This window comes from Mesorhizobium sp. YIM 152430 (assembly GCF_029210365.1).
In the GTDB taxonomy this organism is placed as follows: domain Bacteria; phylum Pseudomonadota; class Alphaproteobacteria; order Rhizobiales; family Rhizobiaceae; genus Aliihoeflea.
Genome location: NZ_JARGES010000056.1, coordinates 226,632 through 252,762, shown reverse-complemented (window position 1 = coordinate 252,762; position 26,131 = coordinate 226,632). Strand labels below are relative to the sequence as shown.

Annotated in this window: 21 protein-coding genes and 1 tRNA gene; 8 read left to right on the top strand and 14 right to left on the bottom strand. The window is 63.9% G+C overall.

Features of this window, described 5'->3' with window-relative positions; all coding sequences use genetic code 11:
• The first annotated feature begins 78 nt into the window (after nucleotides 1–78).
• Nucleotides 79–2,391 (top strand): EAL domain-containing protein, encoded by a 2,313-nt coding sequence (locus PZ895_RS18850; protein ID WP_275840521.1) that lies wholly within the window; start codon nucleotides 79–81, stop codon nucleotides 2,389–2,391.
• A gap of 4 nt (nucleotides 2,392–2,395) precedes the next feature.
• Here the strand turns inward: PZ895_RS18850 and PZ895_RS18845 are convergent, their stop codons facing one another.
• Complete coding sequence (locus PZ895_RS18845; RefSeq protein ID WP_275840520.1) at nucleotides 2,396–3,355, bottom strand: alpha/beta hydrolase; 960 nt, start codon at nucleotides 3,353–3,355, stop codon at nucleotides 2,396–2,398.
• Nucleotides 3,356–3,792: 437 nt separating this feature from the next.
• On the opposite strand from PZ895_RS18845, the gene PZ895_RS18840 reads away from it, so the two are divergent.
• The gene (locus tag PZ895_RS18840) at nucleotides 3,793–4,257 is read left to right on the top strand and encodes an Hsp20 family protein (RefSeq protein ID WP_275840519.1); all 465 of its coding nucleotides are present in this window, start codon (nucleotides 3,793–3,795) and stop codon (nucleotides 4,255–4,257) included.
• Here the strand turns inward: PZ895_RS18840 and PZ895_RS18835 are convergent.
• From PZ895_RS18835 to PZ895_RS18815, 5 genes are all read right to left on the bottom strand, one after another.
• On the bottom strand, nucleotides 4,250–4,855 hold the full coding sequence (locus PZ895_RS18835; protein ID WP_275840518.1) for a DoxX family protein: 606 nt from the start codon (nucleotides 4,853–4,855) through the stop codon (nucleotides 4,250–4,252). The two genes, PZ895_RS18840 and PZ895_RS18835, sit on opposite strands and share 8 nt — an antisense overlap.
• The gene (locus tag PZ895_RS18830; protein WP_275840517.1) at nucleotides 4,852–5,604 is read right to left on the bottom strand and encodes a DNA-binding domain-containing protein; all 753 of its coding nucleotides are present in this window, start codon (nucleotides 5,602–5,604) and stop codon (nucleotides 4,852–4,854) included. The genes PZ895_RS18835 and PZ895_RS18830 overlap by 4 nt, the downstream gene beginning before the upstream one ends.
• Complete coding sequence (locus PZ895_RS18825; protein ID WP_275840516.1) at nucleotides 5,597–6,508, bottom strand: DUF692 domain-containing protein; 912 nt, start codon at nucleotides 6,506–6,508, stop codon at nucleotides 5,597–5,599. Before PZ895_RS18825 ends, PZ895_RS18830 begins: the two co-directional genes overlap by 8 nt.
• A 45-nt stretch (nucleotides 6,509–6,553) precedes the next feature.
• Nucleotides 6,554–6,865, bottom strand: coding sequence for a DUF2282 domain-containing protein (locus PZ895_RS18820; RefSeq protein ID WP_275840515.1), 312 nt, complete (start codon nucleotides 6,863–6,865; stop codon nucleotides 6,554–6,556).
• Nucleotides 6,866–7,034: 169 nt separating this feature from the next.
• Nucleotides 7,035–8,078, bottom strand: coding sequence for a low specificity L-threonine aldolase (locus tag PZ895_RS18815; RefSeq protein WP_275840514.1), 1,044 nt, complete (start codon nucleotides 8,076–8,078; stop codon nucleotides 7,035–7,037).
• Between the two features lie 454 nt (nucleotides 8,079–8,532).
• Here PZ895_RS18815 and gltB point away from each other — a divergent pair, with 454 nt between their 5' ends.
• From gltB to PZ895_RS18795, 4 genes are all read left to right on the top strand, one after another.
• Entirely contained in the window at nucleotides 8,533–13,245 is a 4,713-nt protein-coding gene (gene gltB, locus PZ895_RS18810; RefSeq protein ID WP_275840513.1) for a glutamate synthase large subunit, read from the top strand.
• 66 nt (nucleotides 13,246–13,311) lie between these two features.
• Complete coding sequence (locus PZ895_RS18805; protein WP_275840512.1) at nucleotides 13,312–13,578, top strand: AbrB/MazE/SpoVT family DNA-binding domain-containing protein; 267 nt, start codon at nucleotides 13,312–13,314, stop codon at nucleotides 13,576–13,578.
• On the top strand, nucleotides 13,572–13,997 hold the full coding sequence (locus PZ895_RS18800; protein WP_275840603.1) for a type II toxin-antitoxin system VapC family toxin: 426 nt from the start codon (nucleotides 13,572–13,574) through the stop codon (nucleotides 13,995–13,997). The genes PZ895_RS18805 and PZ895_RS18800 overlap by 7 nt, the downstream gene beginning before the upstream one ends.
• 8 nt (nucleotides 13,998–14,005) lie before the next feature.
• A complete protein-coding gene (locus PZ895_RS18795; RefSeq protein ID WP_275840511.1) occupies nucleotides 14,006–15,463 on the top strand; it encodes a glutamate synthase subunit beta in 1,458 nt (485 codons plus the stop codon).
• On the opposite strand, the gene hisN is transcribed toward PZ895_RS18795, so the two are convergent.
• Together hisN and PZ895_RS18785 are read right to left on the bottom strand one after the other, a co-directional pair.
• Complete coding sequence (gene hisN, locus PZ895_RS18790) at nucleotides 15,464–16,237, bottom strand: histidinol-phosphatase (RefSeq protein ID WP_275840510.1); 774 nt, start codon at nucleotides 16,235–16,237, stop codon at nucleotides 15,464–15,466.
• 166 nt (nucleotides 16,238–16,403) lie between these two features.
• A complete protein-coding gene (locus PZ895_RS18785) occupies nucleotides 16,404–17,291 on the bottom strand; it encodes an N-formylglutamate amidohydrolase (RefSeq protein WP_275840509.1) in 888 nt (295 codons plus the stop codon).
• Between the two features lie 189 nt (nucleotides 17,292–17,480).
• Here PZ895_RS18785 and PZ895_RS18780 point away from each other — a divergent pair, with 189 nt between their 5' ends.
• On the top strand, nucleotides 17,481–17,843 hold the full coding sequence (locus PZ895_RS18780; RefSeq protein WP_024587861.1) for a response regulator: 363 nt from the start codon (nucleotides 17,481–17,483) through the stop codon (nucleotides 17,841–17,843).
• Between the two features lie 95 nt (nucleotides 17,844–17,938).
• Nucleotides 17,939–18,013: transfer RNA gene (locus PZ895_RS18775), tRNA-Val, on the top strand.
• Nucleotides 18,014–18,100: 87 nt separating this feature from the next.
• Here PZ895_RS18775 and PZ895_RS18770 read toward each other — a convergent pair.
• From PZ895_RS18770 to PZ895_RS18745, 6 genes are all read right to left on the bottom strand, one after another.
• The gene (locus tag PZ895_RS18770; RefSeq protein WP_275840508.1) at nucleotides 18,101–19,366 is read right to left on the bottom strand and encodes a benzoate/H(+) symporter BenE family transporter; all 1,266 of its coding nucleotides are present in this window, start codon (nucleotides 19,364–19,366) and stop codon (nucleotides 18,101–18,103) included.
• 77 nt (nucleotides 19,367–19,443) lie between these two features.
• Nucleotides 19,444–20,250 (bottom strand): enoyl-CoA hydratase-related protein, encoded by an 807-nt coding sequence (locus PZ895_RS18765; RefSeq protein WP_275840507.1) that lies wholly within the window; start codon nucleotides 20,248–20,250, stop codon nucleotides 19,444–19,446.
• A gap of 20 nt (nucleotides 20,251–20,270) precedes the next feature.
• Nucleotides 20,271–21,803 (bottom strand): AMP-binding protein, encoded by a 1,533-nt coding sequence (locus PZ895_RS18760; RefSeq protein ID WP_275840506.1) that lies wholly within the window; start codon nucleotides 21,801–21,803, stop codon nucleotides 20,271–20,273.
• Nucleotides 21,796–22,308 carry a (2Fe-2S)-binding protein gene (locus PZ895_RS18755; protein WP_275840505.1) on the bottom strand — a complete coding sequence of 171 codons (513 nt, stop codon included), beginning with the start codon at nucleotides 22,306–22,308 and terminating at the stop codon, nucleotides 21,796–21,798. The genes PZ895_RS18760 and PZ895_RS18755 overlap by 8 nt, the downstream gene beginning before the upstream one ends.
• On the bottom strand, nucleotides 22,296–23,123 hold the full coding sequence (locus PZ895_RS18750; protein WP_275840504.1) for an FAD binding domain-containing protein: 828 nt from the start codon (nucleotides 23,121–23,123) through the stop codon (nucleotides 22,296–22,298). The genes PZ895_RS18755 and PZ895_RS18750 overlap by 13 nt, the downstream gene beginning before the upstream one ends.
• Nucleotides 23,120–26,098: a molybdopterin cofactor-binding domain-containing protein gene (locus PZ895_RS18745; RefSeq protein ID WP_275840503.1), complete on the bottom strand. Its 2,979-nt coding sequence runs from the start codon at nucleotides 26,096–26,098 to the stop codon at nucleotides 23,120–23,122. The genes PZ895_RS18750 and PZ895_RS18745 overlap by 4 nt, the downstream gene beginning before the upstream one ends.
• Between the last annotated feature and the right edge of the window lie 33 nt (nucleotides 26,099–26,131).

The window sequence follows — 26,131 nt, the reverse complement described above, 5'->3', positions numbered from 1 at the left end:
ACTTACCATCATTGCACATCAATGAATATTTAAGGGGGTTCTGGCACTGCTAAGGCCGGCAGAAACCAGGACCCCGAGTTGAAAAACGCCAGAAACTCAGTTCCACAGGATATCTATGTCGGCTTCGTCCGGTCGTTGTTCAACGATCCGGGCATCCTGCTGATCGGCGGCCTGTGCCAGGGGCTCATTGCGCTTCTCGTCTATCGCACGACGGAAAGCCTGGTCTATGCCGGGCTGGCCGCCGCCCTGTTCCTGTCCGCCTTTTACCGATACTGGACCATCCGCAGGGTGCAGAAGACCAATGCGATCGTCGACGTCCCCTCGGCACGGGAGGCGGAACGATCCTACATTATCGGCGGTGCGATCCAGGGCGCCTGTGCGGGAGCGTTCTGCTTCACCTCCATCGTGCTGATCCCGGACGCGTTCGGCGAGCTTGCCGCCGTCGCCGTCATCATGGGCGGCTCCGTCACCATCGTTGGGCGCAATTACGGCTCGAAGCGCATGGTCGCGGTGCTCGCCGTCACCGGCGTGCTGCCGATCGCGCTCGGCCTGATCCTCAAGGGCAGCCTCAACTATTTCGTTCTCGGTCTCTACATCATCCCGTTCATGTTCATCATCGCCAAGATGGCGGAGAACGTGCGCACGATGCTGTTCGCGGCGATTTCGGAGGAGCGGAACTCGAAATATCTGGCGCAGCGCTTCGACCGCGCGCTGAACACCATGCCGCATGGGCTCGTCATGCTGAGCCCGGAGGGCAAGGTGGTGGTGGCGAACAGCCAGGCGGCGTCCGCGCTCGGCTTCGAGGATGCCTCGCAGCTTCAGAACCGGACCTTGAAGGCGCTGCTCCTGCGTGTCGCCGCGAGCGGACGGCTGTCCACGGCGGACGCCAATTTCGCCGATGTCGAGCTCATGAAGGCGATCCGGGAAGGGCGCGACCGCAAGCTCCTCCTGAAACTGACCGATAGCCGCTTTCTCGAATTCGCCGCACGCTCGGGCCGCGACGAGCTCGGCGTGATCACGTTCGAGGAGGTGACGCAGCGCGTCGAATCGGAAGACAAGATCCGCTACATGGCCCGCTATGACGGCCTGACCGGTCTGCCCAATCGCGAATATTTCAACGAACTCGTCGCCGAAGCCGTCGCCGTAGGCGACCGCCGCCGCACGATCGGCCTGGCCGTGTTCGATCTCGACGACTTCAAGACGGTCAATGATACGCTCGGACATCCCGTCGGTGACGGGCTGATCTATGCCGTCGCCGACAAATTGCGGCAGTTCCAGAGCGAGGACATCGTCGTCAGCCGGTTCGGCGGCGACGAGTTCGCGATCTATTTCGACGACATTCACGACCATGAGGCGTTCGCGACGCGGATGAACGGCATCTTCGCCGCGCTCAAGGGCGACGTCGACGTCGCCGGCCACGCACTGCTCATTCAGGCATCCGCCGGCGCCGTCCTGTCGCCGGTCCATGGCGCCGATGTCGATGGCATGGTGGTGAAGGCCGATCTTGCGCTCTACAAAGCCAAGGAACTCGGCAAGGCGTCCTGGCACCTGTTCGAAGACGAGATGGACCAGGCGTTCCGCCGCAAGCAGATATTGAAGGCCGACTTGCGCTCGGCCATCGCCGCCAAGGGGCTGCGCGTCGTCTACCAGCCCATCGTGGCGATGGAGACGATGCAGATTTCGACCTGCGAGGCGCTGTGCCGCTGGGATCATCCCGAACTCGGGCCGATCTCGCCGGCCGTGTTCATCCCGCTCGCCGAGGAGATGGGCATCGTCTCCGAGATCAGCCATTTCGTTCTCGAGGCGGCAACGCTGCAATGCGCGCGCTGGCCCGAGCATATCGGCGTTTCGGTCAATCTGTCCGCCAAGGATTTCCGCTCCGCCGACATCATCGACCATGTCCGCCGCGCGCTCGACCGCAGCGGCCTTTGCCCGCGCCGCCTCGAAATCGAAGTGACCGAGACGGCGCTTCTCGACGACAAGGCAATGACGCGCCGCTACATCGAGGAAATGAAGACGATCGGCGTCAGAATCGCGCTCGACGATTTCGGCACCGGCTATTCGTCGCTCAGCTATCTGCACACGCTGCCGCTCGACAAGATCAAGATCGACAGATCCTTCCTGATCGACGTGACCCAGAACGACCGCGCGCTCGAACTTCTGCGCGGCATCGTCAACATGTCGCGCCCGCTCGGCCTGACGGTGACGATCGAGGGCGTGGAAACTTTCGAGCAATTGAAGACGCTTGCCGAGCACATCAAGCCCGACCTCTTGCAGGGCTTTTTGTTCGGTGCGGCATTGACCGCATCCGGCATCGAGACCATGGCGCACACGACCTGGCCCTTCGCCAAGGAACTCAAGAGCGTCCGCTGGTCCGACGGCCGTTCCTGAGCGGCTAGGCCAGTTCCGGCACCTCGCCTGGAACGAAGGCGTCGAACGCCGCCCAGAACTGTTCGCGGTAACGGTCCTGCTCCTGCAAGATTTCGTGCCTCGCGCCGTCGATGGTGACGAGCGAGGCGCCCCGCAACTGCCGCGCATAGGCTTCGATCGCCGGCGTCGAGACCAGCGTGTCGGCGCCGGCAGCGACCAGCAGTGTCGGGATGCGGTGGTTGCGCAGGAAATCGCGTTCGTGGACGCGCGCCGAAGCGACGGTCGCGGCATGGACCCAGCCGACCGTTGTCGCGCCGAGCCCGAGCGCGGGATGCTCCTCGTAGATCGCCTGGTTGCGTGCGAAGCGGTCGGGGTCGCTCGTCACGATATTGCCCTCGAAGATCTGTTTGGCCGGCCGTCGCTGGCCGCGGGCGAGAAACATCCGTCCGAAGCCGAGCCAGGTCAGAATGCCGGTCGCGCGCCGGAGCGTCGCCATGCCCACGGGGATGCGCTCCAGCGTCAGGAGCGGGGCAAGCAGCACCATGCGGCGGATGCGGTTGGTGAGCTTGCGCGAGGCGACAAGCGCGGCCAGCGCGCCGGTCGAATGGCCGATCAGATAGAACGGTGCGCGGCAGTCCGGCAGGAGGATGTGCTCCATGAAGCGCTCGATGTCGGCGACGTGGTCGTCGAAGGAGCGAACATAGCCGCGACGCGGATTGCGCGTCAGGCGCTGCGATCCGCCCTGGCCGCGCCAGTCGAAGATGGCGACGCCGAAACCGCGCGCCTGCAATTCGCCGATGGTCTCGAAATATTTCTCGATCGCCTCGTTGCGGCCGGGAAAGATCAGCACGGTGCCCTTGAGCGGACGGCCCGTCGCGGCAAAGCGCGCGTAACGCAGCTTGACCTTTCCCTTGCCCAGAAACGTTCCGGTGTGGGCATTATCGGGGAGGGGATTGCCGGCACTGGCGAAAATCTGGTCGGCCATGAAGCAGCGTCTGCCTGTCTGATTGTCGTGCCGTGATAGAAAGCGGCAAGCCCAAAGGCAAAGACAATCGAATCGGCGGGCCGGAAAAAAGTAAGGCCGGAAGATCCTTGTGGGACGCTTCCGGCCTCTGACGAACCGGGAGGAAGGGACGTTACACCCGGTCCGGCTTCGGAGACGACCAGTGGCTTGAGGGCCGCCTGTTCGAATTCGATGAGCCGAAACTATCGCCGCCGGGCTGAATGAAATCCGAAGCGCCGGTTCATTTTCGGTTCATCGGCAGGGCGTGCGCCGAACTCTTGAAAGCGGGCAGGCGAAAAACCACATTTGGCTTGCGGTCGCCGATTTTCGGGGCCGCTGGACATCGACCGGAAAGACGCAAAGCGTTTTCCCACGGATGCTCCACTCGCAAACCATGTTGCTCAACTGGAGAACAGACCATGCGTCACGTTGATTTTTCGCCGCTCTATCGTTCGACCGTCGGTTTTGATCGCCTCTTCACGATGCTCGATTCCCTGGCGCAGCCCGATAATGGCCAGTCCTATCCGCCCTATAATATCGAGCGCACCGGCGAGGATGCCTATCGCATCTCGATGGCCGTCGCCGGCTTTGCCGAAGACGACATCTCGATCGAGGCCCATCGCAACGTGCTGACCATCAAGGGCGAGAAGCCGGAAACGCAGGACGAGGCGTCCGAATTCCTGCATCGGGGCATCGCCGCGCGGGCCTTCGAGCGCCGCTTCCAGCTTGCAGACCATGTCGAGGTCGTCGGCGCCTTGTTGAAGAACGGCCTCCTGCACATCGACCTCAAGCGCTCGGTGCCGGAAGAGATGAAGCCGCGCAAGATCGAGATCCAGCCGGCCCCGGCTTCGACCAAGCAGATCGAGGGTCAGGCGGTCAACTGATCTGAGCGATCCGCGACGATCCAGCGGCGCCCCTTGCGGGCGCCGCTGTGCGTTTCAGGATGATCGCATCCAGTGACAGCGCGCCCGCGCCCTTCACCACCAGGATGGTGAACAGAAAAGCCCAGAACAGGCGCTGATCGGCGATCAGTCCGTCGGAAAAGCGGTCGAAAAGCGCGCCCGTCGTTTCCGCCCCCACCTGATGAACGAAAATGTCGACGGCGCTCTGCACGATCACGAAGCAGATCATGCCGAGCGCCGCGATGCGCGTCGCCAGCCCCACCACGATGAGGAAGGGCAGGATGAACTCGGCATAGGTGCCGGCCCACACCATCAATCCCCAGGGCAGGAACGGGACCTGGGAAACGTCGCCGCCGGCCGCTTCCACGGCTGGAAGGGCGATCTGGTAGTAGGCGTTGTCCGAGATGGAGAAAAATCCGAAAAATCCCTCGCCGATCTTGGTGCGCGCGGAATTCCAGAAATAGAAGAGTAGGGTCGCGGCGAAAACCAGCCGGGCGGCGCTACCGATCAGCCAGCGATCGCCCGCAGCCTCGATCTTCATCGTGAGTTCGTCATGAAGACGCATTGCCAGTCTCGTCATCGATCCGTCTCCCGAACGGCCTGAAAGGCGCCCGACCGAAGGACGAGCGTCAGGCTCGCGCCGAGGTCGAAATCGTCCTTGCAGGCAAGCGCCTCAGCGGCCGCTGCCTCAAGCGGATGCCCGTCAATGAGCGACCGAATGAAGACCGCCTCATCCTCGGCGATCGTGGTCGCAGTCACCGCATAGGCAGGGCGCGCCACAAGAACCGTCTGCGCCACCGACGCATCGATGCGGCTTGGGCCCGTTCCCTCGCGATTGGCGTGGAACAGGTCGGCGATGGCGAAGCGCGATCCGACGATGCGCGCTGCCGGATGTGCGATCAGGCGACAGAAAGGCAGTTGCGCGATAGGGATCGCTGCCACTGTCTCGCCGTCAAGCGACTCGGCGTCGGCTGCGTGCCAGGCGTCGAGCCAGGCTTTTTCGAGCCGCGCGAGATCGGCCAGATAGGGCATCCTGCGTGCCGGTTTGAAGACTTCGACGAAATCGGGAAAACCGGCGCCATAGCGAAAAAGAAGCGGCGAACGCGGAGGGTGTTCGACGATGAAGGCATGTGCCATGGCGTCGAAGAAGCGGTCGCCGACGATGCGGCGCGTCGCCGGGAAGATTTCGCCCAGCGCCCTGATTAGGCTCGACGCGACATTGTTGCGGTAGACGGCGAAGCGCCCGGCATCGTCGTGCCGGAAGGCGGAGCGCAGGCCGGGCGGCGCCGTGCGGTCGGGGTCGAGAAGGGCGGGCGCGAACTCATCCATGGCGATGGCCCATCATCCGGCTCGGCGCATGGCGCGCGAGGATTGCGCCGGCCGCGAGGGCCTCGCGCTTGAGGATCGGCCAGGCCGGGATGTCGGCATCCCATTCCACCAGCGTGGCGACAGGTCCGGTCCGCGCGATCACGCGCGCGTAAAGCGCCCAGACGGGATCGGCGACAGGCCCGTCATGGCTGTCGATCAGAAGACGCCGCCCGTCCGCATCCTCGTCCTCGCCATGGCCGGCGAGATGAATTTCTCCGACATGGTGAAGCGGAAAAGATGCGAGGTAACTCCAGGCATCCGTTCCGTGATTGGTCGCGGAGACGAAGACGTTGTTCACGTCGAGAAGGAGGCCGCAGCCCGTCCGTCGCACGATTTCGCGAAGGAAGTCCTGTTCGGTGAAGGTCGACTGTTCGAAGAGGAGATAGGTGGCCGGATTTTCGAGCAGGATCGGCCGGCCGATCGTCTCCTGCATCTCGTCAATGTGGTCCGCCACGCGGGCGAGCGTCGCGGCCGTATAGGGTAGAGGCAAAAGGTCGTTATAGAAGACGTCGTCATGTGTCGACCAGGCCAGATGCTCAGAGACGAGGGCGGGTTCGTAACGCTCGACCAGCGCCTTGAAACGCTTCAGATGGTCCCGCGACAGCGGCGCTTCGCCGCCGATCGACATGCAAACGCCGTGCAGTGAGACAGGATAGCGCGTGCGGATCCGCTCCAGCAGGCGGTGCGGCATCCCGCCGTCGCCCATATAGTTTTCCGCATGGATTTCGAAGAAGCCGTCGATCGCCTCGTCGGCCTCGATCTCGCGAAAATGCTCCGGCTTGAAGCTGGTGCCTGCCAGCCCCGAGGCGTCGAAGGCCGGAAAGCGACGTTCCCGGTGATGAAGATCGGTGACATTGACGTTCATGCCCGTCGTCCTTCCGGCCTGTCGATCAGCTTGCGAGGCGTTCGGTCAGCCTGCCGTGGGCAGGTCGCGGTCGAGTTCTTCGAGCGAACCCATGCGCTGGTCGGGAAGCTCGATGGAGGCGCAGGTGCCCTTCTCGACATAGGTCCAGGCATTGCCCTGGTAGTCGACCTTCGAGGTGCCGGCGCAAGTCGTGCCGGGGCCGGCCGCGCAATCGTTCTTGCCGGCCAGGGAAACGCCGTAGCAGCGCTCTTTTTCCTGGGCGACGGCGTCTCCCGGCGCGACGAGAGATCCCGCGGTGACGGCGGAGGCGACGGCGGCGGCCAGATAGGCGGCGCTGAAAGCGGTGCGTGAGGACATTGGATGATGCTCCCTTGGATGTTCGTCCGGCTTGTTGCCGGCCGGAAGACCATGGCGGAGCGGCCGATCACTGGGAAATCAACGAGCGGATACGAAAAATGCCGGCATTCTCACGCCGGCATCCGTTCTTTCTCGCGTCAAAATCACGAATCGCTGAATTAGCGTGCCATCACGCGATCAGCTTGCCGATCTCGTCCACATCCGCCTCGTTGGTCGCAAAGCTCGTCACGAAGCGGCATAGCGTCTCGTCCGGCCCGACATCGAGGCCGGCTGGCGTCGGCCATGCATAAAAAACGGCACCCTTCTCCTTCATTTCGTCGACCAGACCCTTGCCGAGAACCGGAAAAACCTCGTTGGCTTCCGGTGCCCAGCCCAGCCTTGCGTTGGGAGAGGTGGTGAAATGACCGGCGAGCCGCGCCGCCATCGCGTTCGAATGGCGCGCCGTCTCCAGCCACAGATCATCGGCGAAATAAGCCTCGAACTGCGCTGCTATGAAGCGCGATTTGGAATAGAGTTGGGCAGCCCGCTTTCTCACGAAGGCGAAATCCTTCGCCGCGTCGGGATCGAAGAAGACGACGGCTTCCGCGCACCAGCAGCCATTCTTGGTGCCGCCGAAGGAAAGGACATCGACGCCGCGCTTCCAGGTCATTTCCGCAGGCGAGACACCGAGCGAGACGAGCGCGTTGGCGAAGCGCGCGCCGTCCATGTGCAGCGGAATGCCGTGCTCCTTCGCAAGCACCGAAATCGCGTCGATCTGCGCGAGAGAATAGACCGTCCCGACCTCTGTTGCCTGAGTGATGGTGACGGCGGCAGGGCGTCCGCCATGGACGAAGGCCGGCGGGAAACGCTCGATCGCGGCCTTCAGTCTTTCGATTTCCATCCTCCCCAGCGGACCATCGACGGCATGAAGCCGCGAGCCGCCCATGAAATATTCCGGTGCGCCGCACTCATCGGCGATCACATGCGCCTCGCGATGGCAAAAAGAGACGCCGCCCGCGCGGTCGAAAGCCGTCAGCGCGAGCGAGTTCGCCGCCGTGCCGGTGCCGACGAAGAAGACCGCGACGTCACGTTCGAAGATTTCGCAAAAGCGCTCGTCGATCGCCTTGTCGAGATCGCTGGCTCCATAGGCGGGCGCGAAACCGGCAGAACGGGTGACGAGATTGCGGGCGATGACGGGATGGGCGCCGGCCCAATTGTCGGAAGCGAAATACATGTCGGACGGATTCCTTTGAGTGGCCGCCCCAGAAATCAGGTCGGGCGCCGGCTGACAAGGGCCACATGCCGCACATGCGAAGGTGGTTTGCGAAGATTGCAAGCCACAACGCCAGAGCGAAATAATGTTTCGCAAGGCGCCTCAATTTTTTGCACTTGCATCTTGTGCGGGCTTTTGATTTCTGGCATACGGAATTTAGGACAGCATTGCTGTCTTATTTGCGGTTTGCCGATCCGGTCCCAGGCGGAATAAGATCACTGCGGGCGCCCGGATGCCGACACCGCCGCTTGGCACGATGTATCGGCCATGCGCCGACCTGTCGGCACGAAGCCGTTTCGCGGTCGGTGAACTGGCCCTTCGACATATTTGCCGCGACTGCACATTGGGTTTGCCGGACGGTGGACCTGGAGGACGAGACGACCGCCCCGATTTCGGGCTCGACGGAGAGACGATCATGAGCGAGAAGACGCAAGCTGTGACGACCGCATCGTTGCCGGCCGCCCATGCGAAAGCGGCTGCCCGCAAAACCGGTCTTCCGCAGGCGCAGGGTCTTTACGATCCGCGCAACGAGCATGATGCGTGCGGCGTCGGCTTCGTCGCCAACATGAAGGGCGCGAAGTCGCACCAGATCGTCAGGGACGGGCTGTTCATGCTCGAGAACCTGACGCATCGCGGCGCGGTCGGCGCCGATCCGCTCGTCGGCGACGGCGCGGGCGTGCTGGTGCAGATCCCGGATCGCTTCTTCCGCGAGGAAATGGCCGCGCAGGGGATCGACCTGCCGCCGCCCGGCCATTACGGCGTCGGCCACTGGTTCATGCCGCAGGAGGCGGCCTTGCGCGCCCATGTCGACGAGATCATCGCCGAATCCGCGCAGTCCGAAGGGCTGCCGCTGATCGGCTTCCGCGACGTTCCGGTCGACAATTCGTCGCTCTCCAAGGCGCCGGAAATCGTCGCCGCCGAGCCGCATCACCGGCAGGTCTTCATCGGCCGCCCGGCCGACATCGACGACGACGAGGAATACGAGGCGCGGCTCTATCTCCTGCGCAAGGTGATCTCGGGTCGCATCTATGCGGAGAATCAGAACAGGGACATCGGCGCCTATTGCGTGTCGCTGTCGGCGCGCACCATCGTCTACAAGGGCATGTTCCTCGCCTATCAGGTCGGCGCCTACTACAAGGACCTGTCCGATCCGCGTTTCGAGACCGCGCTGATCCTTGTCCACCAGCGCTTTTCGACCAACACCTTCCCCTCCTGGAAGCTCGCGCACCCCTATCGCATGGTCGCCCACAATGGCGAAATCAACACGGTGCGCGGCAACAACAACTGGATGGCGGCGCGGCAGGCTTCGGTCGATTCCGAACTCTTCGGCAACAACATCTCCAAACTGTGGCCGATTTCCTATGAGGGGCAGTCGGACACAGCCTGTTTCGACAACGCGCTCGAATTCCTGTTCCAGGGCGGCTACACGCTCGCGCACGCGATGATGATGCTGATCCCGGAAGCCTGGGCCGGCAACAAGCTGATGAGCGACGAGCGCCGAGCCTTCTACGAGTACCATGCCGCGCTGATGGAGCCGTGGGACGGGCCGGCGGCCGTCGTCTTCACCGACGGGCGCCAGATCGGCGCGACGCTCGACCGCAACGGCCTTCGCCCCGCGCGCTACATTGTCACCGACGACGACCGCGTCATCATGGCGTCGGAAGCCGGCGTGCTGCCGGTGCCCGAAGAGAAGATCGTCACCAAGTGGCGGCTGCAACCGGGCCGTATGCTCCTGATCGATCTCGAAGAGGGGCGCATCGTCTCCGACGACGAGATCAAGGCCGGGATCGCCGCGCAGCACCCCTATACGGACTGGTTGAAAAACACGCAGCTCATCCTCGAAGAGTTGAAGCCCGTCGAGCCGCGCGCGCTACGTAAGGACGTTTCGCTGCTCGATCGTCAGCAGGCTTTCGGCTACACGCAGGAAGACACGCGTATCCTGATGTCGCCGATGGCGACGACGGGGCAGGAAGCCGTCGGCTCGATGGGCACGGACACGCCGATCTCGGCGATGTCGGACAAGTCGAAGCTGCTCTACACCTATTTCAAGCAGAACTTCGCCCAGGTGACGAACCCGCCGATCGACCCGATCCGCGAGGAACTCGTCATGAGCCTCGTCTCCTTCATCGGCCCGCGTCCGAACATCTTCGACCTCGTCGGCTCCTCGCGCCGCAAGCGGCTCGAGGTTCGCCAGCCGATCCTGACCAATGGCGATCTGGAAAAGATCCGTTCCATCGGCCACACCGAGGACCGCTTCGACACCAAGACGATCGACATCACCTATGCGGCAGTCGAAGGCGCGGCCGGAATGCAGGGCGCGGTCGATCGCCTCTGCGACCGCGCCGAGGCGGCCGTCGTCGGCGGCTACAACATCATCATCCTGTCGGACCGCCAGGTCGGGCCGGACCGGATCGCCATTCCCGCGCTGCTGGCGACGGCTGCGGTCCACCACCATCTCATCCGCAAGGGGATGCGCACGGCGGTCGGGCTCGTGGTCGAATCCGGCGAGCCGCGCGAGGTGCATCACTTCGCCTGCCTCGCCGGCTACGGCGCGGAGGCGATCAACCCCTATCTCGCCTTCGACACGCTGACCGAGATGCACCGCCGCGGCGACTTTCCGCCGGAGGTGGACGCGCACGAGGTCGTCTATCGCTACATCAAGTCGATCGGCAAGGGCATCCTCAAGGTCATGTCCAAGATGGGCATCTCGACCTACCAGTCCTATTGCGGCGCGCAGATCTTCGACGCGATCGGACTGAATTCGGCCTTCGTCGACCAGTATTTTTCCGGTACGGCGACGACCATCGAGGGCGTCGGTCTGGAAGAAGTCGCCGGCGAAACCGTGACGCGCCACGCCTCGGCCTTCAGCGACGATCCGGTCTTGACGAACGCGCTCGAAGTCGGTGGCGAATATACCTATCGCGTGCGCGGCGAGGCGCATGTCTGGTCGCCCGACGCGGTGGCGACGCTCCAGCATTCGGTGCGTCTCAATTCGTGGGAGACGTTCAAGCAGTATTCCGCGCAGATCGACAGCCACACGGCCGAGGCCAAGTCGATCCGCGGCCTGTTCAAGATCCTGACCGCCGAGGAGAGCGGCCGCGCAGCCGTGCCGCTCGACGAGGTCGAGCCCGCCGTCGAACTCGTCAAGCGCTTCTCCACCGGCGCGATGTCGTTCGGCTCGATCTCCAGAGAGGCGCATTCGACGCTCGCCGTCGCGATGAACCGGATCGGCGGCAAGTCGAACACCGGCGAGGGCGGCGAGGAGCCGGACCGCTACTTCCCGCTGCCGGACGGCTCGCGCAATCCGGAGCGGTCCGCCATCAAGCAGGTCGCGTCGGGCCGTTTCGGCGTGACGGCGGAATATCTCGTCAATTCCGACATGATGCAGATCAAGGTCGCGCAGGGCGCCAAGCCCGGCGAGGGCGGGCAGTTGCCCGGCCACAAGGTCGATGCGACCATCGCCAAGGTGCGGCACTCGACGCAAGGGGTGGGGCTCATCTCGCCGCCGCCGCACCACGACATCTATTCGATCGAGGATCTGGCGCAGCTCATCTACGATCTGAAAAACGTCAACCCGGCCGCCGACGTATCCGTCAAGCTCGTCTCCGAAGTCGGCGTCGGAACGGTCGCAGCCGGCGTCGCCAAGGCGCGCGCGGATCACATTACGATTTCCGGCTATGATGGCGGAACGGGCGCTTCGCCGCTCACCTCGATCAAGCACGCCGGTTCGCCTTGGGAAATGGGACTTGCCGAGACGCACCAGACGCTGGTTCTGAACGGCCTGCGCTCCCGCGTCGCGCTTCAGGTGGACGGCGGGCTTCGCACCGGCCGCGACGTCATCGTCGGCGCGCTTCTGGGCGCCGACGAGTTCGGCTTCTCGACTGCACCGCTGATCGCGGCCGGCTGCATCATGATGCGCAAGTGCCATCTCAACACCTGCCCGGTCGGCGTCGCCACGCAGGACCCGGTGCTGCGCAAGCGCTTCAAGGGCACGCCCGAGCACGTCATCAACTTCTTCTTCTTCATCGCCGAGGAAGTGCGCCAGTTCCTGGCCGAGATGGGCTACCGCAGGATCGACGAGATCATCGGCCAGTCCGAGCTTCTGGCCAAGGACGACGCCTTCGCGCACTGGAAGTCGAAGGGTCTCGACTTCTCCAAGATGTTCTACAAGCCCGACGCGCCGAAGGAAGCGACCTACTGGACCGAACGCCAGACGCATCCGATCGACGACGTGCTCGACCGCAAGCTGATCACTGAAGCCGCCCCCGCGCTCGACGCGCGCCAGAAGGTCGAAATCGCGGCCGACATCCGCAACGTCGATCGCTCGACGGGCGCGATGCTGTCGGGCGAGGTCGCCAAGCGCTTCGGCCACAAGGGCCTGCGCGAGGACACGATCTCGGTGACGCTGACCGGCACCGCCGGCCAGTCCTTCGGCGCCTTCCTCGCCAAGGGCGTGACCTTCACGCTCGTCGGCGACGGCAACGACTATGTCGGCAAGGGGCTGTCGGGCGGCAAGATCGTCATCCGCCCGCCGGACAATGCCCGCATCATGGCCGAGAACTCGATCATCGTCGGCAACACCGTTCTTTACGGCGCCATTGAGGGCGAGTGCTATTTCCGCGGCGTCGCGGGCGAGCGCTTCGCGGTGCGCAATTCCGGCGCCATCGCCGTCGTTGAGGGCGTCGGCGACCATGGCTGCGAATACATGACCGGCGGCGTCGTCGTCGTTCTCGGCCAGACCGGCCGCAATTTCGCGGCCGGCATGTCGGGCGGCATCGCCTATGTGCTGGACGAGGCGGGCGATTTTGCCGAACGCTGCAACATGGCCATGGTCGAGCTGGAGCCCGTGCCGGAGGAGGACGAACTTCTCGAACGCATCCACCATCATGGCGGCGACATCGACCACAAGGGTCGGGTGGACGTCCAGGCCGACATGACGAGCCACGACGAGGAGCGCCTCTACCAGCTCATCCGCAACCATATCGACCATACGGGCTCGCAGCGCGGCCAGACCATCCTCGACAACTGGGCCGACTATCGCCCGAAATTCCGTAAGGTCATGCCGGTCGAATACAAGCGCGCCCTGATCGAGATGGAACGGATGCGCATGGGCGTGGCGGCGGAGTAGGCGATAATTGATATTCCGGGCCTTTTGGCATATGTCTTGGCATATGCCAAGAATGGGAGGCACACAATGAATGCGCATGACAGGGAAATCCGGAAGGCAAGTCTGTTTCGTAACGGTCGCAGCCAGGCCGTTCGCATCCCGAAAGAATTCGAGTTCGAGGGAGACGAGGTGCTCATTACGTCTGCGGGCAACGGGAAACTGCTGCTGGAGCCCGTAGCACGCAAACAGACGTTGCTGGAGTTACTTGAGAGCATGGAGCCGCTACCTGAGGCTGATTGGATGCCGGAGATCACGGACGAGGATTTGCTTCCGCTTGATGACGTCAAATTATGACGTTCTACATGCTCGATACGAATGCGGTATCTGAACTTGTCGCGGATCCGAAAGGCCGCGTGGCGTGCAAGATCGCGGAAGTAGGAATGGACAATGTTGCGATAAGCGTCGTCGTCAGCGCTGAGATCGAGTTCGGTCTGGAACAGAAATTGAGCGAGCGCCTGACAACGCGGATGCGAAGGTTGCTCGGTACGATGCAAATACTGCCTCTCAAAGCTCCTGCGGATCGCCATTACGGCGTGCTGCGCGCAGGCTTCAAGAAGCAGGGACGACCTATCGGTCCAAACGATCTGTTCATCGCCGCTCACGCTCTCGCGATAGATGCGACACTAGTTACGGCCAACGTAGGAGAGTTTTCGCGCGTGCCGGGACTGAAGATTGAAAACTGGCTGCGGAATACGGCCGCGGAACGTGAGTAGGAACTGAAATGGGCAAGGTAACAGGCTTTCTCGAAATCGACCGGCAGGTTCACAAGTACCAGCCGGCGTCGGACCGCATCCGCCATTTCCGGGAGTTCACGCTTCCGATGTCGGAGCCGGAGGTCGAGAAACAGGCCGCGCGCTGCATGGATTGCGGCATCCCGTTCTGTCACGGGCCGACCGGCTGTCCCGTCCACAACCAGATCCCGGATTGGAACGACCTCGTCTATCAGAAGGACTGGGACGGGGCGATCCGCAACCTGCACTCGACCAACAACTTCCCCGAATGGACCGGCCGCATCTGCCCCGCGCCCTGCGAGGAAGCCTGCACGCTGAATCTGGAAGACATCCCCGTCGCCATCAAGACGGTCGAGCAGGCGATCGCCGACAAGGCGTATGAGAAGGGCCTGATCCGTCCGCAACCGGCCTCGCAAAAGACCGGCAAGCGGGTCGCGATCATCGGCTCCGGTCCGGCCGGCATGGCCGCTGCCCAGCAGCTCGGCCGGGTCGGCCATGACGTCCACGTCTTCGAGCGCGAATCCAAGCCCGGCGGATTGATGCGCTACGGCATTCCCGATTTCAAGATCGAGAAGAAGTATATCGACGCGCGCGTCGAGCAGATGCAGGGCGAGGGCGTCACCTTCCATTGCGGCGTCGACATCGGCACCGACAGGACGCTCGACGAACTGGCGGCGGAGTTCGACGCGGTGCTCTACTGCGGCGGCTCGGAAAATCCGCGCCCGGCCGGCATTCCCGGCCGCCAGTTCCACGGCGTCCATGACGCGATGCCCTATCTCGTCCAGCAGAACCGGCGTGTCGGCGGCGAGGACATCCAGTCGCGCGCCTGGCCGGCCGCCCCCATTCTCGCAGGGGGCAAGCATGTCGTCGTCGTCGGCGGCGGCGATACGGCGTCGGACTGCGTCGGCACGTCGTTCCGCCAGGGCGCGGTGCGCGTCACCCAGCTCGACATCCGCCCGCAGCCGCCCGAGAAGGAAGACAAGCTGACCGTCTGGCCCTACTGGGCGACCAAGATGCGCACCTCGTCCAGCCAGGCCGAGGGCGCCGACCGCGAGTTCCAGGTCGCGACGCTCGAATTCGTCGGCGACGAGGACGGCAACCTTACCGGCGTCAAGTGCTGCGAGGTCGACGAGAAGCGCAAGCCGATCGCCGGAACCGAATTCGTCATCAAGGCCGATCTCGCCTTCATCGCCATCGGCTTCGCCGGCCCGCTGGTGGGCGGCCTGACCGATCAGCTCGGCGAGCGCCTCGCCACCGTCACCGACAAGCGCGGCTCGCGCAATGTCACGGCGAACGACGTCGACTACAGGAGCAATATCGACAAGCTCTACATCGCCGGCGACGTCCGCCGCGGCCAGTCGCTGGTCGTCTGGGCGATCCGCGAAGGCCGCCAGGCCGCGCACGCGATCGACAGGGATCTGATGGGAACGACGGTTCTGCCGCGGTAGTCAGCCGTTCAGCAAATCCAGCGCCGCCGCGTGCAGTTGCGGCGTCGCCGCCGCCACCACGAACCCGCCGGCTTCCGCCGGACCGCCGTCGCGTGAGGTGACCACGCCGCCCGCCGCCTCGATGATCGGGATCAAGGCCACGATGTCATAGGACTGAAGGCCGGTTTCGACCACGAGATCGACCTGCCCGGCGGCCAACATGCAATAGGCGTAGCAATCCGTGCCGTAGCGGGCGAGTTGCACCGCCGTCTCGAGCTGGTCGTAGCTGCTGCGGGCGTCGTCGAGGAAGAGCGACGGCGTGGTCGTGCAGAGCGTCGCGTGGCGCAGGTCGCGGGTCGTCCGCACTTTGAGCACTCGCGGCCCGCCCGGACCTTCGTAGTGCGCCTCGCCACCGGCTGCATAGAAGAGCTCGCCGGTGAAAGGCTGGCTCATCATGCCGGCGACGGCATCGCCATCTTCCAGAAGTCCGACCAGCGTGCCCCAGAGCGGCAGGCCGGAGATGAAGGCCCGCGTGCCGTCGATCGGGTCGATCACCCAGCAATGGCGATTGGGGAGTTTCTCCGGGCCGAACTCCTCGCCCAAAAGGCCATGCTCGGGAAATTCGCGGCCGATCAGATCGCGGATCGCCCGTTCGGCCTCGCGGTCCGCCTCCGTTACGGGATCGAAGCCGCCGGCGAGCTTGTTTGCCACCTGATGCGGCCTGCGAAAGCGTGGCAGCGTCTGGCTTGCCGCCTCGGCCGCGAGTTGGCGGAAGAATTGGGGCGAAACGCTCATCGGGTGCTCCTGCGCATTGCGGCGATCGCGCAATAGGCATTTCCAGCCCGCTTGACAATTGTGCAATGCAGCATAATCTCGATATCGGCGGGCTCGCCCGTCAATGCCCTCCTTGGGCGTTTCCTCCCTGGACTCGGACCGCTCGCAAGGGCGGTCTTTTTTTTGGCTATTCGGCCGCGACGGGCAGTTCCGCCGGCGGCGCGAAGAGGTCGATCAGGCAGGCGGCGAGTTCGGCCAAGTCGTGGCGAAGCTGGTCGTAGCCGGCATTCGGCGTCAGCTTGTCCTCGTCCATGTAAAGGCTGCGGTTGATCTCGATCTGAAGCGCGTGGATGCCGCGCGCCGGACGGCCGTAATGCTCGGTGATGAAGCCGCCCGCATAGGGCTTGTTGTGGGCGACCATGTAGCCGCGACTGGCCAGGTGCGCGATCGCCGCCTCCGACAGGTCGGAGCGGCACGACATGCCGAAGCGGTCGCCGATGATGAAGTCGGGACGGATGCGCGTCTCGGGCAGGCGGATCGTCGCCGGCATCGAGTGGCAATCGATGAGGACGGCGACGCCGAACGCCCTGTGTGTCGCGCTTATCAGGGCGCGCAACTGGTCGTGATAGGGCTTGTAGATGCGCTCGATTCGGCCGACCGCCTCTTCCAGCGGCAGTTTGGATCCATAGATTTCCTGCCCCTCGCCGACAAGGCGGGGAATGGTGCCGAGTCCGCCCGCCACGCGCGCCGAGCGCGTGTTCGCATAGGGGGGCAGGGGGCTTGCGAACATGCGCGGATCGAGTTCCCAGGGCTCGCGGTTCACGTCGAGATAGGCGCGCGGAAAATTCGCCTTGAGGAGCGGCGCTCCGAGCGTTGTCACACCGGCGAAGAGGTCGTCGACGAAGCAGTCTTCCGATCTTCGGATCGCGTGCGGGTCGAGCCGCGCCATGTCGAGGAAGCGCTGCGGATAGGCCGAGCCGCTATGCGGAGAGTTGAAGACGAAGGGGACCGTCTGGCGCTCGGGCCGCGCGACTTCGAAAGGCGCAGACGTGGAAAAATCGGGATGTTCGGTCATTGACGCCTTTTCGCGCTCGCACGTCCTTCCTGATGCCTGATGTGCCACTGCGGCCGCGTCCTGTCCAGCCGTGACGCGGCGGGCCGCAAAGACGCCATTCACTTGATATTTACCATGTCGAAGGCATATACGATCGAGAGGGTGAATCGGCTTTCGTGCCGGTTCGAGAAAAGGGTTCCGGACGCTCATATGGCAAGAATTCTGCTCGCGGAAGACGATGAGGACATGCGTCGCTTCCTCGTCAAGGCGCTGGAACGCGCCGGCTATGACGTGATCGACTACGACAATGGGGCGAGCGCCTATGAGCGGCTGCGCGAGGAGCCGTTCTCGCTGCTGCTGACCGACATCGTGATGCCCGAGATGGACGGCATCGAACTGGCGCGCCGCGCGACCGAGATCGATCCCGATTTGAAGGTGATGTTCATCACCGGCTTCGCCGCGGTTGCGCTCAATCCCGATTCCAAGGCGCCGAAGGACGCCAAGGTCCTGTCGAAGCCCTTCCATCTGCGCGATCTCGTCAATGAGGTCGAGAAGATGTTGCAGGCCGCCTGACCGCCTTGCGCTGCGTCAGGCGCGGGCGCCGCATTTTGGCTCCCGAAACCTATTGACGATGTGCCGGCTTCTATGGTGTATGCGCCTCGTCGGATGGGCGTGTAGCTCAGCGGGAGAGCACTACGTTGACATCGTAGGGGTCACAGGTTCAATCCCTGTCACGCCCACCATCCTTTCAAAGACTTAGCGCAGTTTCGCATATTTGCAGAAACCTGCGTCTGGCCCAATCGGCCAGACGCAATAGGACACGAGACGCCTTAGCTGGTGCGTGCTGCACTCTCATCTCTTGTCGCTGTCAACGCGTGTCGTTCAACGACGGCGGAGACGGCTACGCCAGCCACGAGAGCCCAGAAGGGAGCGCTGATCCCCAATAACGAGATGTTGGAAAGCGACACGGCAAGCGCCACAAATGCGCCGGTCTGGTTGCCCAGCGACCGTCCAAATGCGTTCTGAAGCGCGGCAAGAAGCACCCCGATCATCGCCAGCCCAGCAACCGTACCGATCAATGCGCCAGGCAGGGACATTACGATCGGCACGGCGACTCCTGCGACAATGCCGAAGGTGCCGAACAGAACACCATTCACGACGGTGGCGGCGTAGCGTCCTTCCTTGTTCTCACCTGCCTGCTCGGAGGAGCAGATAGCGGTCATTGGACCGGCGATGTTGGCATTGTGCCCGCCCAGAAGGCCTGCTGCGACACCGCCGACGCCCGATATCACCGTCATCATATTGATAGGCGGCTTGTAGCCTTCGGCCATGAGCACGCCCGTCGCCTGAGCATTCTCTGCACCGATGACGAGCAGTGCCAGCGGAACAGAGATCGCAAGGAAAGCGTCGATCGTGAAGGTGGGGGCAGTGAACTGGGGAAACACAAACGCGATATCGGTTCCGGCTCCACCAATCGAACCGGTTGCGAAAGCCGCGATCAGGCCGGCAATCAGTGCCGCGAGCACAGGCGGGATCGTCTTTGTCATTCGCATTGAGACGAAGAAGGCGATGATGGCCGCGCCCGCGATGAGCGGTGCGGTCCCAAGCGAGCCGACCGCGCCCGTCGCGAACCGCATCAACGCCCCTGCAATCATGGCCATGACGATCGGCATCGGTATCCAGCGCATCACCTTGCCGACAAGGCCCGACACACCGAGAAAGAGCACGATTGCCCCGGCCATGATGAAGGCGCCGACCGCCTGGTCGAAGGAGAAGGTGGCGAGCGAGCCAGCAACCAGCGCCGCTCCGGGGATCGAGTAGGCGCCGGTGATGGGCTGCTTGTATCTCAGCGCCAGAAACAGGCTGATGAGCCCACCTAGAAAATATATCGCAAACAGCCATGCAACAGTCTGGCCATTTGTTAGGCCGCCATCGTTGGCTGCGCCGATCACGATCAGGGCCGGGCCGGAACAGCCGAAGATAGCGGCGACCAGGCCGGCGCTGCATGACTTGACGTTGATATGCTTCGGCAGGTCCCGCAAGCCTGAGGCAAATCCGGGTGCCGGTTCGATGATGCGTTTAGCGTCCGTGGTCATGAATTTCCTCCCATTGTGGCCGCCCCTCTCGCGGCAAAATCAAGAAAGGCCAGACCTCTGCGGGTCTGGCCTCGGTGTCAGCGGCCGACGAACACGGCAGCGCGTTTTTCGTGGAAGGCGTTGACCCCTTCGCGAAAATCGTCGGACTGGCGGAGGCGGCTGTAGCAGTGCCCCTCCAGTTCGATCGCGGTGCTGAGCAGCGCATCGTCGGTGTCGTTGAGAAGCTTCTTGGCAGTGCGCTGGGCGATCGGCGAGAAAGCGAGCAGTTCTTCGACCAGGGCATCGACGGCCTTCTCCAGATCGGCGTCGGCGACGACGTCGGAGGCGATGCCCCAGTCATAGGCCTGCTGTCCGGTGATGCGCATGGAGCGCATGACGATGTTCTTGGTGCGTGTGACGCCGACCATCTTCTGGAGGCGGGCCGAACCGCCCGAGCCGGGAATCTGGCCGAGCTTCTGCTCGGGCAAGGCATAGCGCGTGGTATCGGTCGCGATGCGGAAGTCGCAGGCGAGCGACAGTTCGAAGCCGACCCCGAAGCAATAGCCGCGATTGGCCGCAATCACCGGCTTGGAACAGCGTGCGGGCGCGGCGATGTTCCAGGCGAGCTTTGAGACGTGCTCCGGGCTCGCCTCGAGGAAGCCCTTGATGTTGCCGCCGGAGGAGAAATGATCGCCTGCGCCGGTGACGACGATAATACGCACGCGATCGTCTTCTTCGAGCGATTCGAAGACGAGGCGAAGCTGGTCGCGCGCCATCATCGAGACGACGTTATAGGGCGGGCGGTCCAGCGTGATGTCGGCTCGTTGACGCTCAGGGTCGATGACGACGGTAAAGCCGTCGAGGTCTGCGAGACGCTTGTCGTCGAAAGTGGCTTTTTCTGCCATGTCGGAAGTCCTTCTGTTCATCAGGCGGTGTGCTTCGTGATTTTCGGGGCGCGTTGTTCCTCGCGGTAGTCGCCGGCGACGAGCAATCGGCGCAGGATCTTGCCGACGGGCGACTTGGGAATGTCCTCGACGAAGACGATGCGGCGGGGCCGGCGGAAATTGGCGAGGCCCGAGGTCTTGCAGTGCTGGTCGAGCTCTTCAGCCGTCACGTCGCCGCGGCGCTTGACGAAGGCGGTGACGATCTTGCCCCAGCGCTGGTCGGGGAGGCCGACCACGGCAACCTCGGCGACGTTGTCATGCAGCGACAGGCAGCTTTCCACCTCGACCGGCGAGACGTTCTCGCCGCCGGTGATGATCATGTCATCGGCGCGACCCGTGACGAACAGGTCGCCATCCTTGTCGAAAAAGCCGGTGTCGCCGGTGAAATACCAGCCGTTGCGCAGGGCCTTCTGTGTCGCCTCGGGCCGGTTCCAGTAGCCTTCGAACGCCTCGTCGCTTTTGGCGAGTGCGATGATCTCGCCTTCCTCGCCGGTCTCTGCCAGTTCATCGGGGCTTGCCGCGTTCAGCTTCGCGACCCGGATCATCTGGTTGATGCCGGCGCGTCCTGCCGATCCGGGCTTTAAGGCCGCCTTCTGATCGATGCTGAACGTGTAGATCTCGGAGGAGCCGTAATGGTTCACGAACAGTTCCGGCTTGAAGGCGTCGTCGAGCTTGCGCAGCAGCCCATCCGTCATCGATGCGCCGGCATAGCCCAGCTTGGTCACCGACTTGACGCGCTCGGGGGAGAAATTCTCATGGTGGACGACGTCGTGATAGAGCGTCGGCACGAGGTAGAGATTGGTTATCCCTTCGGCCTCGATCAGGTCGATCGCCTTGCCGGCGTCGAAGCGCGGCAGGCAGATGAACGCGCCGCCGATCAGCGAGGATGCGATCAGCGAGCGAACCCCCATCGTGTGATAGAGCGGCATGACGCCGAGCGTGCGTTCGCCATGGCGGTAAAGGTTCTGCGCCACATGAGCGAGGGCTCCGGCGCGTTCGGCGCGATGGCGGCGCGGCACACCCTTCGGCCGGGACGTGGTGCCGGAGGTGTAGAGCATCAGCGACCAGTCGTCGGCCGATGCTTGCGGCAAGGCGAGCGGCGCTTCCGCCTGCATCATTGTCGCAAGTTCGGTGGCCGATTTCCTGACGAGGCCGGCAGCTTCGGCCGAGGTGGCCACGGCTTCTTCGGTCACGTCCTCGTAGAACACGGCCTTGGCGCCGGAATCGGCGATGGCGTGATCCACTTCGTCGGCCTTGGCGCGCCAGTTCAAAGGCGTGACGATAATGCCAAGGAACTGGCACGCCCAGTGAAGCGAGGCGTTCTCCCAGCGGTTCTGCATCGCCGTCAGAACGTGGTCGCCACGCCCCAGTCCCATCTCTTCAAGGCCGGAGACAAGCGCCGAAATGCGCTCGTACCATGCGCCATAAGTCAGGCGCGTGCCGCCGTCCACGATGGCGAGCGCATGTGGATCGCGATCCACGCTCGCTGCGAAACTCGTTCCCAAATCAAACATTGTCATTATCCTCCCTGCGGATGTCATCGAGGGCCGAAAGGGCGGCTTCCACGATTGTCGCGTAGCCGGTGCACCGGCACAGGTGACCGGAAAGATGGTCGCGCACCTCCTCGCGTCCTGCGTCGGGCCGTGCACCGATCAGTGCATCGAGCGACATCAAGATGCCGGGCGTGCAGAAGCCGCATTGCAGGCCGTGATGGCGTTTGAACGCGGCCTGAAGCGCCGACAGCCGATCGTCACCGGGCGAAAGCGCTTCGACGGTGCGGATGTCGGTTCCTTCGGCCTGAACGGCGAGCATCAGGCAGGCGCGCGCCGGTGCGCCGTCGACCTGGATCGTGCACGCGCCGCAGACACCGTGCTCACAGCCGACATGCGTGCCGGTCATGCCGATCTCGTGGCGGATAAAATCGCTCAGAAGCGTCCGGCTTTCCGCGTCGGCCCTGACGGGAAGGCCGTTGAGCCGGAAGGTAACGGTCTTTTTCTGATGGGCTTTCAGACGAGACATGCGGCAGCCTCCTCGATGGTCCGGCGGCCCAGACGCCTGACGAGTTCGCGGCGATATCGGGCCGAGGCGTGGATGTCGTCGCGGGCGTTGAGGTCCCAGGCGATTTCGTTCAGCGCATCGTCCAGGCCGGGGTCGCTCGGCAACGGCACGTCGAACCGCCGGGGGCGGTCGTCCACGCCGGCAATGGCAATCGATGCGGATCGCTCAGTGACGACTGCCGCCACCGCCGTGATGGCGAAATCGCCGTGCCGCCGCCCGATCTCGTTGAAGCCGTAGCCTGTGCCCTCGCTGCGGGAGGGAAGCGACACCGCTTCGATCATCTCGCCCTCGCCCAGTTCGGTCGCCATCATGCCAAGGAAGAAATCGTCGGCGGCGACCGTGCGCCGCTTGCGTTTCGTGCGCAGGTGCAGGTTGCCTTGAAGCGCGATCAGCGACAGCGGCAGCTCCGCACTTGGATCGGCATGGGCGAGCGAGCCGCAGACCGTGCCCCGCGCGCGGGTCTGGACATGGCCGATCCAGGGCAAGGCCATCGCTACGAGCGGCAGCCGGGCGGAAAGGTCAGGCCAGGCTTCGAGCTGGGCCTGACGCACGCCGGCGCCGATCATGATGTCGTTGCCTTCGGCCTCGATCTTGCGCAGATCATCGATACGCATGATGTCGACGAGAACCGCTGGCCGGGCGAGACGCATGTTGAGCATAGGCACCAGCGACTGGCCGCCGGCGATGACACGGGCATCGCCGCCCGCCTCGTGCAGCAGGTCCAGGGCCTCGTCGAGAGTTGCGGCCTGAAGGTAGTCGAAAGCTGCCGGCTTCATGCACGCCTCCCCAGAAGCGATCGAAGTCGGGTCAAGATTCCGGGCGAAACGGTCGCGGCGGCCTGGCCGCGCCCGGCATACCGGGCGAGCGACTGGAAGAACTGGCCGATGACCACCCGCGCCGCGCCATCGAGCAGGCGCCCGCCAACGGAAGCCACCTTGCCGCCTATGCCGGCCTCGTATCTGTAGGAGACCCGGGTGCCAGTCTCTGTCTTGGTAAGCGTGATGCGGCCCTGTCCTCTCCCAGACCCGAGCGCCCCTTCCGTGCCGCCGGAAAGAGTCACCGCTTCCGGTTCGACCATGTCTGACAGCGTGATGTCGGCCCGATAGAGTCCCTTGACTGGACCGACGCCCAACGTGACGTCGGCGCGGAACTGGGTGTCGGAGATCTTTTCGACCTTGTGGGCGCCAGGAATGATCGCTTCCAGCGTCCTGGGGTCGAGCAGCATCGCCCAAATCTCTTCGCGCGAGGCGGACACCTCAGCGGACCCTTCGCCAGAAAGCGCCCGCTCGCCCGGGCGCGCCTTAATCGGCTTGACGTCGCGTTTCGGCCTTGCCGAAGGTTTTTCCTCGGCGTGGATCAGTGCTGAAATCTTGCTTGGGGAGAGCGGCAGCGTCAGGTCCTCGACACTGGTCGCATCGGCGATGGCGTTGGCGATGCAGACCGGCGTCGACATGCAGTTGCCTTCGCCGACACCTTTTGCCCCGAGCGGGGTGAAGGGCGACGGGCTCTCGAAATGAAGGATGACCGGCTCCGGCGTCTCCATCACGGTCGGGATCAGATAGTCGGCGAGCGTGCCGGTCAGGAAAGCCCCGTCCGCGCCATAGGCATATTCTTCGTAAAGCGCGGCACCCAGCGCCTGGGCAAAACCGCCGCGCACCTGGCCATCCACCATGCCCGGATGAAGGATCGTGCCGCAATCATGCATGGTCACGTATCGGTCGATACGCACCATGCCGGTATCGCGGTCGATTTCCACGCCGCAGAAATCGAAGATGAAACCGTGGCAGAGCGACGAATTGATTTCGTCCTGCGGCGTCGGCGCGGCCAGTTCATCGGGCGTCCAGAATACCGTCTCGCGGATGGTCTGGTCGGTGCCTTCCGGCAGGGTGCCCGGCGCCCAGTGGCTGGCCGCGGCAACACGCGCGAACGAAACGGAATTGTCGGGGTTACCTCGGTCGAACACCTTGCCGTCGGCGAATTCGACCTGATCGGCGGTGACGTTGAGCTGAACTGCGGCAATGGTCGCCAGCCGCCCGCGCAGCCGATCTGCCGCGAGTTTGGCGGTTCCGGCGACGGCCGGGGCGAAGCGGCTTGCATAATTGCCCGATGCGATCGACCAGGCATCCCGGTTGGTGTCGAGCTCGGTATTGACCCGCACGGCGCTGAGCGGCAGTCCCAGCCGGTCGGCGACGACCTGCGCGAGTACCGTGCGGTGGCCTTGCCCCTGCGGCACCGATGCGACCTTGACGGTGACGGAGCCGAGTGGATCGATCCCGACCGTCGCAACAGCCTGCGCGCCGTTCTTCGGCCCGGCCTTGGCGCGTGCCTCCGGCGTCAAGACGGTGGTGATGTAGCCCATGTTCGAGACGCTTGGCTCCACCGCCGCGGTGAAGCCAATGCCGTAGAGCCGCCCTTCGGCGCGGACCGCGTCGCGCCGGGTGATCAGTTCGCCGAGCCCGCCCTCGGTGACGGCGCGGTCGAGTGCGGCTTCGTAATCGCCTGAATCCAGAAGCGCGCCGGTCGCGGTGCGATAGGGAAAGGCATTGCCGGGCACCAGGTTCTTGCGGATCACGTCAAGCCGGTCGAGCCGCAGTTCGTCGGCGATCTTGTGGACGAGTCGCTCCAGCGGAAAATAGATCTGAGGGCCGCCGAAGCCCCTGTTGAGACCGGTCGGTGTCTTGTTAGTCAGAACGACCCGATTGCGGATGGCGACGTTGTCGATCGCGTAGGCGCCGGTCATGTTGCCGTGCATACGGTAGAGCGTCGCCGGCTCGGGTGCCCGCAGATGCGCGCCGCAATCCTCGATCTGGTCCCAGGAAAGCGCCGTGATCCGCCCATCGGATTCCACCGCCGCTTCCAGCGTCGTCATCCGGTTGGTTGCCGAGACGGACGCAGTCAGATGCTCCAGACGATCCTCGATCCACTTGACCGGCCGATCGGCGACGCGCGCGGCGATGGCGACGAGCACGACATAGGGAAAGACGCCCTGCTTGACGCCGAAGGAACCGCCGGAATCCGGCGGGGTACGAAGCCGCATTCGGTTGCCCGGCACTTTGAGCGCGCGCGAGAGAACGGCATGGATGGAGAAAGGCCCCTGGAAGTTCGCGGTGACGTCGTAGGCGTCTTCGCCAGGGTCGTATTCGGCGATCACGCCATAGGTCTCGATCGGCGTGCAGGAATTGCGCGGATAAGCGGTGGTGATGGCGATCCGGTGGGCGGCGGCTGCGAAAGCAGCTTCCGGGTCGCCGTAGCGGAATGCGCGTTCGTTGATCAGGTTCGTTCCGAGCGAGGGATGAAGCACCGGCGCGTCGTCGAGCAGAGCCGCACGCGGGTCGATTACCGGCGGCAACGTCTCGTAGGTGACCTCCACCAGGTCCAGCGCGTCTTCGGCGACATAGCGGCTTTCCGCCACCACCAGCACGACCGGCTCGCCGACATAGCGGACGCGGTCGCGCGCCATCGGCCAGCATTCGACATCGGCCTTGACGCCGACGACGAGGCTGTTGGTCAGATTTGCGACCTCTTCACCGGTCAGCACCGCATAAACACCGGGATGAGCCTTGGCCTTGTCGGTATCGATGGCGCGGATTTCGGCATGGGCGTGGGGCGAGCGCAGGAATGCGGTATGCGCAGTATCACGGCGCGTCGGAAGATCGTCGATGAAGCGCCCGCGGCCTTTGAGCAGGCTCGCATCTTCCACGCGTTCGACGGACTGTCCGACGAGACTTTTCGGCCCCGTCTGCTCGTTCATGGCGTTTCCTCCCTGGCGCGTGCGTTGGAAGCA